Below are 12,333 nucleotides of genomic sequence, written 5' to 3'. Positions count from 1 at the left end.
CGAAAAATAGCCGAACTGCATCGTGACAACTCGATGAACGCGTGAATCAGTTCGGCGGTGAGACGGCACCGACTTGCTCCAGCAGCCCGAGCATGTCGTAGTTGTACCACGCTTCGACCACGCGTTCGTCTTCGACACGCATGATACCGATTCCCGGAACGGCAGTCTCCACGTTCGTCGGGTCGATGTTCATGAACTCCCGTACGAACTGCTTGTTATCCTCCGTATCCATTGTGTATCCCCTCCCCCCGTAGAGCACTGTTGTGACGCCGTCGGACGAATTAACCGTGACTGTTGTCCCAGTAGCATCGATACATAATCCAATTTTAATCGACAGAAATCCGCTAGTCGACGATTTGGGTCACATGTCCGGGGATTCCATGATGTCGGGCACGCCGGCCGCGGTAATCGTCTCGCCGACGACGTACGACGACGCTGGACTGGCGAGAAACTGCACCACGTCGGCGATTTCCTCGCTGAGGCCGACCCGGCGCTCGACGCTCTCGCGTTCGACGTCGTTTGCGCTAATCCCCATCTGAGATTCGAGGCCCTCGGTGGCGACAAATCCCGGCGCGACACAGTTCACCCGGACCCCCGACCCTGCCCATTCGAACGCCAACGACCGTGTGAGATTGATGACTCCGGCTTTTGCGGCCCCGTAATGACTCATATACGGCGACCCCTGCTGACCTGCGACACTGGCGATGTTGATGACCGCTCCGCCCGAATCCCGCTTCAACGCCTCGCTCGCCGATTGAGTGCAGTGATACGTCCCGGCGAGGTTGATATCCACGATCTTCTGCCATCCGTTCGAGCTGATGTCGTCGAACCCCGCCATGAAACTCGCTCCGGCGTTGTTTACCAGCACGTCGAGGCTCCCGAACTCCTCGACGGTTGCCGTGACCAACGCCGCTACTGCCTCACGGTCGGTGACGTCACATTCGACCGCCAGCGCATGTCCGGGACCGTCGCTAGCTTCTATTTCCTCGGCCACGGGGGCGACGTTTGCGTGCTCGCGCGAACAAACTACGACGTTCGCCCCGTCCTCCGCGAATCGTTCGGCGACGACCCTGCCGATTCCGCTGGAAGAACCGGTGATGATGACTGTCTTCCCTGCGACGGAGAACTGGTCGAGTGGCATGGTTCGAACTGCGTCGGCTTCGTATAAAAATATCGGCAAAATTCCAATCGAAAAGAGGAGACGCCCTGCATGGACACCCTCAGACCCGTTCGGTCAGGTGCGGTAGCGGAAAACGTCAGTCGGTAGGATACGTGCCGACCTCTCGTTGACGCTCGCGCTGTCCGGTCACGAACCGTTTCGACCGTGGATCGGTGTGCGGTGGACGAGAGGACCGAACGATGACCGGGTAACCGATTTGCATCTGGCGCACGTAGCATCGGTAATGGACGGACAGGAGAACAGGATGGACGCGGAAGAGGATTCCTACGATATCGAATCGTGGGAGCCACGGACGCTGGCCGACCGGCTCTCGCTCCGACTGTATGGTTTTCTCACCGATGCGACTCGGGGACTGACGCTGATTATCGCACTCACTTTCGTCCTCGTCGAACTCGCGCTGGTGGGCGCGACGGTAGTCGAACGACCCCTTCTTGGGGTATTTTCGTTCCTGTCCGTGATTCCGGCACTTCTCCTCGCGGCCTACATCTGGCGGGTGGACCCGACCGAACAGGAACCTCTCCCGACACTCGTCATCACGTTCCTTCTCGGCGTGATGTTCGCCGCGTTCGCCGCGATAATCAACACCGTCGGTGCGTTCGTGCTGTCGGGGCTCGGCATCGGCGTCCTTGCTATCGTCCCGTTTTTCTTCCTCGTCGTCGGACCGGTCGAAGAGACAGTAAAGTGGCTTGCAGTGCGATTTCACGCCTATCGGACACCACACTTTCAGACGGCAGTCGATGGCGCGGTGTACGGCGCCATGGCCGGATTGGGTTTTGCGACCATCGAAAACCTCACCTACGTGGTCGGGTCGGTGGATATGAGCGCCGGGGTCGGCACCGCGGTCACGGTTTCCGGAGTCGCTGTTACCCGGGCAATCGTCGGGCCGAACCACGTCCTCTGGGCCGCAATTTCGGGGTACTATCTCGGATTGGCGAAAATCGTGTCGTCGAACCGCGGGCCGATAATCGTCAAGGGAATCGCCATCCCTGCGCTCCTTCACGGATTTTACAATTCGACCGCCGGGTTCGTCACCGAGACGATGGCGTCGATTGCGGGCGGGAGCGCACTGTTCTGGCTGCTCGTTTACGTGCTCGTTTTCTCCGGCCTCGTCGGCGGATATCTGTTTCGGAAAATTCGACGGGCACGGGAGTACTACGAAGGACAGATTCGGCTGGGGTGGTAGTCGCCGCATGGATGTCGATTCTGCTGGCCACATCCCTCTTTAGGTTCGTCGTCAACCATAGCCCATGGTCACCTTCGCGGACGCGACTGCGACCGGAAAACAGGTCGTGTCGGATTTTTCAGAAAAGAACGTCACGCTCATGGCGGCGGGGATCGCCTACAACGCGTTCATTTCACTCGTACCGATACTGTTGTTGTTGCTTCTCGTCGTGACCGTCGTCGGCGGTGGTCTCGAGGATCGACTCTTGGCCGTCGCGGAGGGGTCACTCCCGGGGCCGATTGCAAACGTCATCGAGCAGGTTTTTCGAGGGGAGTCGGCCGCCACCGGCGCTTCCTTCATCGGGTTCGTCGTCCTCCTCTGGGGATCGTTGAAGATCTTTCGTGGATTGGACACCGCGTTCTCCGAGATATACGATACCGAAGGGGCGAACTCCTTTACCGATCAAGTAAGGGACGGCCTCGTCGTCCTCGTTGGCCTCACGGTCGCTATCGTAGCGACGGTCGGAGTCAGCGCCGTGTTTAGCGCGTTTTCGGATACGGTTCCCTTCCTCGGGTTCGTCACCCCACTCGTGCTCGTCGCCGGGTTGATTCTCGCGTTTTTCCCGATGTACTACGTGTTTCCGGATGCGGATCTCGACTGGAGACAGGCCGTTCCAGGAACCGTCTTCGCGGCGGTCGGGTGGGCCGTGCTTCAGGCGCTTTTTCAGGTGTACCTGACGTTCAAAGGCGGTGGCTCGGCCAGTTTCTTCGGCAGCGTCGTGGTCGTCATCACCTGGCTCTACTTTTCGGGCCTCGTGCTCCTGCTCGGCGCGGTCATCAACTCGGTTGTCGGTGAGTACTCCCCGACCGTCAGCGGAACCGCCGGACAGGATGCAGCGAGCGGGAATGTCCAGCGTGAAACGTCGTTGAGTGGGAAGGAGTTCGCGAAATATCTGCGGAGCCTTCGTGAGGAACTCACGGGCCGTTATGAGGGAATGCGCCCGATAAGCGACGATGCCGAGAGACTACCCCAACCAACCGGAGAGGTCGAAGTGGTCGAGCGGTCGGTGTCTACCGGCGACGGTGAGGAATGGTCCGTGACGCTTCGTTGGGGGACATCCTCGAGTGGTGAGAATAAGGGATCAGTCGGTAATCAGCAGTGATCCCGTCGTCGTTCGATTATCCCTGTTGTATCAATTCGAACTTCTGTACCTTTCCGGTCGTCGTTCTGGGTAATTCCTCCACGAACGCGACCTCTCGAGGATGTTTGTAGGCTGCGAGGTTGTTCAGGCAAAACTCCTGGATCTCCTCGCCAGTCACGTCCGTGTCCGGAACGGGAACGATGAACGCTTTCACCGTTTCGTTCCGTCTATTGTCCGGAATTCCGACGACTGCTGCGTCAGCCACGGCTTCGTGTTCGAAGAGAAGTTCCTCGACTTCGCGCGGGTAGACGTTGTACCCCGCGGTGTTTATCATGTGTTTCTTGCGGTCGACCACGTAGAAAAAGCCGTCCTCGTCCCAGTACCCGATATCACCCGTGTGGAACCAGCGTTTTCCATCCGACTCCGTAAACGCTTCTGCCGTCGCGCCTGTCAGCCCGGCGTAGCCTCGCATGACGTTCGGGCCCGCAACGATGATTTCACCAGTCACGTCGTCCAACTCCCCGTCGTCTTCCGCGAGCGGCCCCTTCGAAACTGGTGGCTGTTCTTCGAAGTCCCCGTTCACGATGCGGGCGCTGACTTCCTGGATGGTGGTCCCGATACTACCGACGCGTCGGCCGTTGTCGGGCGTATTGAAATGAGTCACCGGACTCGTCTCGGTCAAGCCATAGCCTTCGTAGATTTTCGCGTCGTACAGCTCCTCGAACCGACGGAGCACTTCGATGGGGATGCCGCCGCCGCCGACACCCGCGAGTCTCACTGAGGAGAGGTCGAACTCAGCCGCATTCGGCTGGTTTATCACGTCGTTGTACATCGCAGGCACACCGTGCATCATCGTCAGTTCCGCATCTTGAACCAGAGAAAGGGCTTGCTGTGCGTCCCACGTCGGGAGCGGATAAAACGCTCCACCTCGGAATAGCGTCGCGTTCATACAGACCGTCATCCCGTAAATGTGGAACAACGGAAGCACACCCAACTGGGAGTCGTTCGGGTCGATCCCTCCTGGAACGAGTTCCGCCGCGGCCTCGGCGTTCGAGGCGAGGTTTTCGTGCGTTAGTTCCACGCCTTTCGGAGTGCCGGTCGTCCCGCTTGTGTACGGTTGGACCGCGAGGTCGTCGCTCGCCCTGTCCACGACTTCGCCGTCGCGCTCGGCGAGGAAATCGCCGAAGAAGATGTCGCCTTCCTCCCCGAGGGTGACGACGTGTTCGACATCGGTCTCGTCACGGACCTCCTCCACGAAGGGGACGAGGTCGGGTATGGTGACGACGACTTTCGCACCGCTGTCCGCGAGCAGGTGACTGATTTCACGCGCTCGATACTGGGGATTCATCGGAACGACGACGCCGCCAGTCATGAGCGTTCCGTGGAACGCGATGACGAACTGGGGGACGTTCGGAAGATAGATCGCAACCCGGTCGTCCTCGCCAACACCGCGTTCCGTGAGCCCGCCCGCAAATCCGCTGATTTGCGTCCACAGTTCCCCGTACGTTAGCGTTTGGTCCGGGGCCACGATGGCCGGTTCGTCCGGATACTCGGAGACCGTGTTCTCCACGGATGTGGTAAGGTTTACCATGTTGGTTTGTAACGAGCCCCGCCGTCATAAAACATCATTGAAAATCGTGCGGAGAACCGCCGTCGAAACCGCGGTGGCGTATCGAAAGCCATACAGAATGGGTTCGACGCTTAAGCGATTGCCCGTCGTCCCTCCGGTATGAAACTCCATTGGCACCGCCGCGACCTCCGGGTCACGGACAACCGAGCACTCGCTTCGGGGGACCCCGTCGTTCCTGTGTTCGTCCTCGACCGCGATGTGCTCTCCCACGCGGCCCCACCCCGTGTCTCGTTCATGCTCTCGGCGCTCGAATCGCTGCGCGAATCGTACCGTGAGCGAGACAGCGACTTGGTAGTCGTCCACGGTGACCCACGTGAGGAACTGCCGCGAATCGCGGAGGAAACCGGCGCCGAGCAAGTCGTCTGGAACCGGGATTACTCGGGGCTGGCTATACGTCGCGATTCAGCGGTACGGGACGCGTTGGACGACTCCGAAATCGTTCACCAAAGCTTCCACGATGCGCTACTCCACACACCTGGTAGTATCACCACGAATCAAGGCGAGTACTACTCCGTGTTCACCTATTTTTGGAAAAAATGGCGTGACCGGGAAAAGCACGACTCGTTCGATGCACCCGAAAACGTGATCGATGTCGCTGAAATCGACGATATAGAACCGGGTGAACTACCGACGCTCACCGACCTCGGTTTCGACGAACCGGAAGCCGAGATTCCGCGAGCGGGCACGGAACCGGCCCGTGACCTCCTCTCCTCGTTTTGCGAGGACGACGTGTACTCCTACGACGAGGAGCGAGACTACCCTGCTCGGGAACACACTTCACGTCTCTCCCCACATCTCAAGTACGGCACCATCGGAATTCGGAAGGTTTGGGAGGCGACGGAACAGGCAAAAAACGACGCCGAGAGCGCGGAGGACGCCGATTCCGTCGATGGGTTTCAACAACAACTCGCGTGGCGTGACTTCTACGCGCACGTTCTCGACGATCGGCCCGAAGTGGTCGTGGAGAACTACAAGGACTACCAGTACGAAATCGCGTGGCACGACGACCCGGAGGGTGTGCAGGCGTGGAAGGACGGCGAAACTGGATACCCGATCGTTGACGCCGGAATGCGCCAGCTGCGAGAGGAGGCGTGGGTTCACAATCGCGTTCGGATGATAGTCGCCTCGTTTCTGACGAAGGACCTACTCGTGGATTGGCGCGAGGGCTACGACTGGTATCGTCAGAAACTCGTGGACCACGATACTGCAAACGACAACGGTGGGTGGCAATGGGCCGGTTCGACCGGCACCGACGCACAACCGTATTTCCGCATTTTCAACCCGATGACGCAGGGCGAGCGATTCGATTCCGACGCCGAGTACATCAAACGATTCGTCCCGGAACTGGAAGACGTTCCGCCGAAGAAAATTCACAAATGGAACGAACTGGGCGACGACGACCGCGAAAGCCTCGCTCCGGACTATCCCGGGCCGATCGTTGACCATTCGGAGCGCCGAGAAATGGCGATCACGATGTTCGAAAACGCGAAAGGATAGTCGGGGGACCGGGGATGCTACTGAACGGCGTCATCGCGGGATTTTCTCGGACGAACTGCCGACAGAACAAAGGAAGGACGAGCGACAGACAGGAACGGGCTGAGGGCGCCGTTTGCGCCACGCGTCCGTTGCGGGCGCAGGGTTTTCATTTACCGGAGCAGCGGCCGAAACTGCCGAGCGTTGTCGGTCCAAAGGGGTTTCTCTCTCACCGGAGGAGTTCGCTCATCCGCACTCTCGCTCGCTTTGCTCACGAGAACGCCGGTCGTCGCCCCTCGTTCGCCAGGACGGCCCATGACCGGGAAAATCAAGCGGCAAACGTGTTTGCAAGGCGTCTCAAATTTCCCTCCGACGTTTGCCTCAACACTTAACACCACCACCGTTGACCAGAGTTGACGGGGGTTAGCAATGGCAACCTACGAACTACCGGACTTACCGTACGACTACGATGCACTGGAACCGACGATCGACGCGCGAATCATGGAACTACACCACGACATCCACCATCAAGGCTACGTCGATGGTGCAAACTCGGCGCTCGACAAATTGGAAGAAATGCGGAACAGCGACGAATGGGGCGACGTAAAAGGCGTCGAGCGTAACCTCGCGTTCAACCTTTCGGGTCACGTCAACCACTCCGTCTTCTGGGAAAACATGTCACCGGACGGTGGCGGCGAACCCGGCGGTGACCTCGCGGACGCGATGGACGAACACTTCGGCGGATTCGACCAGTTCAAAAGCCAGTTCTCGGCCGCCGCCAAAGGCGTTGAAGGCTCCGGTTGGGGGATGTTGCTCTACGACCACGTCGCCGACAAACCGATTATCAGCATGGCCGAGAACCACCAGAATCAATCGCCGCAAGGAACGACGCCGTTGCTCGTGCTGGACGTGTGGGAACACGCCTACTATCTCCAATACGAGAACAAACGGGGCGACTACGTGGACAACTTCTGGGATGTCGTAAACTGGGACGACGTGGCCGAGCGATTCGACGCGGCAGGAAGTATGTAACTCCTCGAAGGGGTTTATTTTGCCGGGATATCTTGTCGTGTGTTAGCAAACTACTCCTCAAGGTTTAACAGCGAGTGGTGAGATGTATTCCACGGAGGTATACATTTATGCCAGAACAATCGAACGCGGAACTGCCACCGCTTCCGTACGACTACGACGCGCTGGAACCCCACATCTCCGAACAGGTGCTCGAATGGCACCACGATACGCACCATCAGGGCTACGTAAACGGCCTCAACAGTGCCGAGGAAACCCTCTCGGAGAACCGTGAGTCCGGCGACTACTCCAGCACGGCGGGCGCACTGGGCAACGTCACCCACAACGGCTGTGGACATTACCTCCACACCCTGTTCTGGGAGAACATGGACCCGAACGGCGGCGGCGAGCCCGAAGGCGAGCTTGCAGACCGCATCGAGGAGGATTTCGGCTCCTACGAGGGCTGGAAGGGCGAGTTCGAGGCCGCCGCCAGCGCCGCAGGTGGCTGGGCACTTCTCGTGTACGACCCGGTCGCAAAACAGCTTCGCAACGTCAAGGTCGACAAGCACGACCAGGGCGCACTCTGGGGTAGTCACCCGATTCTCGCACTCGACGTGTGGGAACACTCCTACTACTACGACTACGGTCCCGACCGTGGCGACTTCATCAGCAACTTCTTCGAAGTTGTTGACTGGGACGAAGTTGCAGACCAGTTCGAAAACGTCGCGCCGCGGTTCGAATAAGGGCTAAACCAACCGATATTTTTCGCGTCGAAACGTGGAAAGCGACTGCGATATCGTTCTATCGTTCTCGTCACTCCTCGGCTTCCGCCGATGAAATCGCCGGAACGTCGTAGCCGGACGCGATGTCGGTCACGTGCTGGAAGAGCGATTCGTAATCGTGACCGCCGGATTGCAGGTCGAGGCTGGCGAACACTCCGACGTTTCGCTCGTCGTCCGCGAAGAACATCCGAAACTGTTCGAAATCGTCGAACCCACGCACCGTATACTGGTAGGACGCGTAGTACAACTGGTCGTACGTATCCCGGGTGACGAAACCGAACCGCTCGTTATCGACGAACTTCGAGACGTTTATCCCTTCGAGTTTCTCCGCGATGTCGTCCCGCAGATACAGCATTTCGAAATCGGATTGGTCGAACAGCCAGATGTCACGGAGATGTTCGCCGCCGAACTCGGCAAATGCCGACACTAACGCCTCTTTTGCCTCACTCCCCTGTTCCTCGCACATGTCATTCTCTATCTTCATTGATACATTATAAAAATTCGGTTATGAATATGGTCTGTTACAATTGGATTCGACCGTCGGAAATAGTTTCTCCGATCGCGACTCGATTCGTGAGGTTTTACGCCGAGACGCGCATATCCACCGATATGCCGAGACCGAAAGACGACTTCGAGCAGTTGTATCCCTGCGATTTCTACGAACCGGACGAGCTGCTCGACGACGACTCGATGTACAGCGTGTACGAAATCGCTCGCCTCTTGCAGGGGCTCGACCCGGACGCCGAAATCGACGTGGAGACGGAAACCATTCTGCTCGATTGGGCGATTCCGTGGATCATGCGTAACGCGGACGACCTCGTCGTCGCGGAACCGCCGAGCGACGAGGAACCCGGCTACTACGGGTTGAAGACATGACGCTTCTCGTCGCGGGAAGCGACCGGGTCGATGCGGGGAAGACGACGTTCACGGTCGGACTGCTCTCGTACCTGAACGGCGTGGGATTCAAGCCCCGTGCGGGCAACGACTTCTGGTTCGACCACGACGATGCAATGACGGCCATCTCCGAGGGACGACTCTACGGCAAGGACGCGGCACGACTCGCGGCGGCAAGCGCAGGCGACCACTCCCCGGAAGCGGTCAATCCGGTTCATCGACTCTGGTGGCCCGCACCGGGAAAGGGACAGGGACTGCTCGGCCAAACCCATCGTGAGTTCCTCGTGGACCGTGTCGGCGAGGGGTTCGTGGTGAACGGGTCGGCGGACCTTCCAACAGCGGTCCGCGAGAATCTCCCCCTCTCCGATTCGGTTACCATCGAATCCCTCCCCGAATTGAACGACCAGACGGAGCGACGCTATCTTCCACATTTTCGTGCACTGGCGGAACGAATCCGAACCGAAGACCGTGCTGTCGTCGAGTCTTACAGCGATATCGCCCGCCCAATTCAGGGAATCGAGTTCGACACCGTCGCCGTGGTCGAACCACGAAGGCTTCGGGTGTACGACGGGGCACGCTACGCGAAAGCCTGTGAAGTCGCCGACAGCAGTGCTCGCGATGGATCACTCGAAAAGCGGGTGGAAAGCGTCGTGAATCTGCTCGACGAGCGGGATACACACACGCTCGAACCCCTGACGAAGGCGGAACGGAACGACCCCACAAAAATCGAGACGGTGTACGAATGCGCGTACGAAGCGCTTCTGTAGACATGCCGAAGCGGTTAGATCAGTACATTCTCGCCGCCTTTCCAGCGAGTTCGATGTCGTGATACGGGTTCGTCGTTACGCTCGGTCCGTGGCCGGTGTGCATTTCCAGTAGGTCCTCGTCAACGGTAGCGCCCACGCGGTCGATACTTTCGATGAGGGTTTCCCTGTCACCCTCTTCGAGATCGGTTCTGCCGAAACTGCCGTTCTGGAAGATGAGGTCGCCAGCGAAGAGGATACCCGCCGATTTCGAATAAAAGCAGAGATGGTCGTTTTTGTGTCCCGGCGTGTGGAGCGCGAGGTAGTCGTCGTCGCCGAGAGCGACCGTTTCCTCGTCTTCGATCCCGACATCGACGCCGGGGTGGTCAGTGTCGAAGCCGAACGATTGCACGTCGAAGGCGTCCTTTACGCTTTCGAGGTTTCCGACGTGGTCCGGATGTGTGTGCGTGAGGACGACCGCGTCCAAGTCGTCCACGTGGGTCCTGATTTCGCCGACTGCGTCGAAGTTCGCGCCCGTATCGACGAGCACGCGTTGGTCGCCAGCAACGAGAAACGCGTTGCTGGTGAACGACTGGACGCCCGTCGCGATATTTCGAATCATGGTTCGACGTACGACGAGGGGAGTTTTCCGGCTTTCGTTCGCGGTGGGACTGACTTCCCTCAGTCTTCCGCGAGTTCCGCCACCAACGTTTCGAGACTGTAGCTCTGAAGAACGCGGTGGGAATCACGGAGTGTCGAGATAACGAACGTCGAGTTCGTCCGGTCCACTTCTTCGATGCTCTCGAAATCGCTAATGAGTCGTTCGACCATCTCGCGGCCGGTAAGATGGGCGACGACGATGAAGTCCGTCTCACCCATCGTGAAATACGCCTGCGTGACGCCCTCGATCTCGAGGATTTTCTCGCCGAAATCCGCGTACGACCCCGTGTAATCGGCGAACACTTCCACGACAACTGTGACGCCGAGACCGAACTCCTCCAAATCGATGTCGTAAAGGTCGTTTTCGATGACACCCGCATCCCGGAGGTTGTTCAATCGGTAGTGGATGGTCGAAACCGGGATGCCGGTTTCCTCGTGGAGTTTTTCGGGACTTCCGGTCTCCAGGTCCGAAATCGCCTTGAGCAGGGTGACGTCGCGTTCGTCCATTGGTCTAACTTGTACGGTACCCATACTTAATCTCTGGAGTTTGGACGAGTGAGAGTGACACACTCTCTCGAAGACTGTGCTATTAATTATCGAACAAAGAGATACAAGAGCCATCTGATGGGCAAATATTGTCTGTGATTCAGTATCGAACGATAATGTTGTAGAAGCATTTAACAAGGCGTAGGAATAAGGCTTGGATAGAAATCTATGATATCGACTAAAGTCGGTAGATTACTACCACGGACTGAGGTATTATTCGTACTGCTCGCCGGATTTTGGGGCGCATCCTTCGTCGGCATCGACGTCGGCCTGCACCACTTTCCGCCGATCCTGTTTGCGGCCCTCCGATACGACATGGCTGGGTTGGCCATCCTCGGCTACGCGATCGTCACGACCGACCGCTGGAAGCCGAAAAGCAGGGCGGACGTACTGGCGATTCTGGCTATCGGCGTGTTCATCATCGCGGGCCACCACGGATTCCTGTATCTCGGCCAACAGCACGTGCCCGGCGCGCTTGCGGCGGTCATCATTAGTCTCTCACCGGTCCTGACCGCCGTTTTCGCCAGCGCGATGTTTGCCGACGAACACATCACGCCACTCGGCATTCTCGGATTCGCGTTCGGTGTCGCAGGTGTCGCCATCGTCGCCGACCCCAACCCGGAGAACCTCCTTTCGGTCGGCGTCGTCGGAATCTCCCTCGTCTTCCTCGGCGGAGTCTCGTTCGCGCTCGGTTCGGTGCTCACCCAACCGCTCGATTCCGAACTCTCGCTTCCCGCGCTTCAGGGGTGGGCGATGATTGTCGGGTCCGCACTCCTCCACGCCCTCAGCACGGCGCGAGGTGAATCTCACACCACGATCAACTGGTCGATTCCCGCCGTCGTCTCGCTCCTCTACTTGGTGCTCATCTCCGGGGTAGTCGCGTTCCTGCTCTACTTCCACCTACTCGACGAAATCGGCCCGACCGAACTCAACCTGGTCGCGTACCTCGAACCCGTGGTTGCGACACTCCTCAGTTGGGCACTGCTTGGCGAACTGGTTGCGACGACGACGCTCGTCGGTTTCGGGGCCATCTTCGCCGGGTTCGCTTTGCTGAAGCGAGACGCACTGTTCGCGGTCGTTCGTTCGCTTTCGCCGACCGCTAGACGGGCATAAC

At 58.7% G+C, this 12,333-nt stretch carries 14 protein-coding genes; 8 read left to right on the top strand and 6 right to left on the bottom strand.

From position 1 onward, the window contains the following. Nucleotides 1–46: 46 nt before the first annotated feature. Together OOF89_RS11635 and OOF89_RS11630 are read right to left on the bottom strand one after the other, a co-directional pair. Nucleotides 47–232, bottom strand: coding sequence for an ester cyclase (locus OOF89_RS11635; RefSeq protein ID WP_266076294.1), 186 nt, complete (start codon nucleotides 230–232; stop codon nucleotides 47–49). Between the two features lie 129 nt (nucleotides 233–361). Next, the gene (locus tag OOF89_RS11630) at nucleotides 362–1,141 is read right to left on the bottom strand and encodes an SDR family NAD(P)-dependent oxidoreductase (protein ID WP_266076292.1); all 780 of its coding nucleotides are present in this window, start codon (nucleotides 1,139–1,141) and stop codon (nucleotides 362–364) included. Between the two features lie 262 nt (nucleotides 1,142–1,403). On the opposite strand from OOF89_RS11630, the gene OOF89_RS11625 reads away from it, so the two are divergent. Together OOF89_RS11625 and OOF89_RS11620 are read left to right on the top strand one after the other, a co-directional pair. Then, nucleotides 1,404–2,363 carry a PrsW family intramembrane metalloprotease gene (locus OOF89_RS11625; RefSeq protein WP_266076290.1) on the top strand — a complete coding sequence of 320 codons (960 nt, stop codon included), beginning with the start codon at nucleotides 1,404–1,406 and terminating at the stop codon, nucleotides 2,361–2,363. Between the two features lie 64 nt (nucleotides 2,364–2,427). Beyond that, entirely contained in the window at nucleotides 2,428–3,504 is a 1,077-nt protein-coding gene (locus tag OOF89_RS11620; protein WP_266076288.1) for a YihY/virulence factor BrkB family protein, read from the top strand. A 16-nt stretch (nucleotides 3,505–3,520) separates the two neighbouring features. Here the strand turns inward: OOF89_RS11620 and OOF89_RS11615 are convergent, their stop codons facing one another. Beyond that, nucleotides 3,521–5,074: a long-chain-fatty-acid--CoA ligase gene (locus OOF89_RS11615; RefSeq protein WP_266076286.1), complete on the bottom strand. Its 1,554-nt coding sequence runs from the start codon at nucleotides 5,072–5,074 to the stop codon at nucleotides 3,521–3,523. A gap of 138 nt (nucleotides 5,075–5,212) precedes the next feature. Here OOF89_RS11615 and OOF89_RS11610 point away from each other — a divergent pair, with 138 nt between their 5' ends. The 3 genes from OOF89_RS11610 to sod all read left to right on the top strand — a co-directional run bounded on the left by OOF89_RS11610 (nucleotide 5,213) and on the right by sod (nucleotide 8,337). Further along, entirely contained in the window at nucleotides 5,213–6,610 is a 1,398-nt protein-coding gene (locus OOF89_RS11610; RefSeq protein WP_266076284.1) for a cryptochrome/photolyase family protein, read from the top strand. Nucleotides 6,611–7,015: 405 nt separating this feature from the next. Continuing rightward, on the top strand, nucleotides 7,016–7,618 hold the full coding sequence (locus tag OOF89_RS11605; RefSeq protein WP_266076282.1) for a superoxide dismutase: 603 nt from the start codon (nucleotides 7,016–7,018) through the stop codon (nucleotides 7,616–7,618). Nucleotides 7,619–7,725: 107 nt separating this feature from the next. Then, a complete protein-coding gene (gene sod / locus OOF89_RS11600; protein ID WP_266076280.1) occupies nucleotides 7,726–8,337 on the top strand; it encodes a superoxide dismutase in 612 nt (203 codons plus the stop codon). A gap of 70 nt (nucleotides 8,338–8,407) precedes the next feature. Here sod and OOF89_RS11595 read toward each other — a convergent pair whose 3' ends face one another. Beyond that, the gene (locus OOF89_RS11595; RefSeq protein WP_266076278.1) at nucleotides 8,408–8,860 is read right to left on the bottom strand and encodes a DUF7522 family protein; all 453 of its coding nucleotides are present in this window, start codon (nucleotides 8,858–8,860) and stop codon (nucleotides 8,408–8,410) included. 125 nt (nucleotides 8,861–8,985) lie between these two features. Between OOF89_RS11595 and OOF89_RS11590 the strand changes: the two genes are divergently transcribed. Next, nucleotides 8,986–9,252, top strand: a complete 267-nt coding sequence (locus OOF89_RS11590) for a DUF5827 family protein (RefSeq protein WP_266076275.1) — start codon at nucleotides 8,986–8,988, stop codon at nucleotides 9,250–9,252. Further along, nucleotides 9,249–10,037: an ATPase gene (locus OOF89_RS11585; protein ID WP_266076273.1), complete on the top strand. Its 789-nt coding sequence runs from the start codon at nucleotides 9,249–9,251 to the stop codon at nucleotides 10,035–10,037. The genes OOF89_RS11590 and OOF89_RS11585 overlap by 4 nt, the downstream gene beginning before the upstream one ends. Nucleotides 10,038–10,056: 19 nt before the next feature. Here the strand turns inward: OOF89_RS11585 and OOF89_RS11580 are convergent, their stop codons facing one another. Beyond that, on the bottom strand, nucleotides 10,057–10,635 hold the full coding sequence (locus tag OOF89_RS11580) for an MBL fold metallo-hydrolase (RefSeq protein ID WP_266076271.1): 579 nt from the start codon (nucleotides 10,633–10,635) through the stop codon (nucleotides 10,057–10,059). A gap of 59 nt (nucleotides 10,636–10,694) precedes the next feature. Further along, nucleotides 10,695–11,180 (bottom strand): Lrp/AsnC family transcriptional regulator, encoded by a 486-nt coding sequence (locus OOF89_RS11575; protein ID WP_266076269.1) that lies wholly within the window; start codon nucleotides 11,178–11,180, stop codon nucleotides 10,695–10,697. Between the two features lie 210 nt (nucleotides 11,181–11,390). Here OOF89_RS11575 and OOF89_RS11570 point away from each other — a divergent pair, with 210 nt between their 5' ends. Beyond that, on the top strand, nucleotides 11,391–12,332 hold the full coding sequence (locus OOF89_RS11570) for a DMT family transporter (protein ID WP_456071281.1): 942 nt from the start codon (nucleotides 11,391–11,393) through the stop codon (nucleotides 12,330–12,332). Nucleotide 12,333 lies beyond the last annotated feature (1 nt).

The sequence above is a fragment of the Haladaptatus caseinilyticus genome (assembly GCF_026248685.1).
GTDB classification, from domain to species: domain Archaea; phylum Halobacteriota; class Halobacteria; order Halobacteriales; family Haladaptataceae; genus Haladaptatus; species Haladaptatus caseinilyticus.
This window is presented reverse-complemented; position numbering and strand designations above follow the sequence as displayed.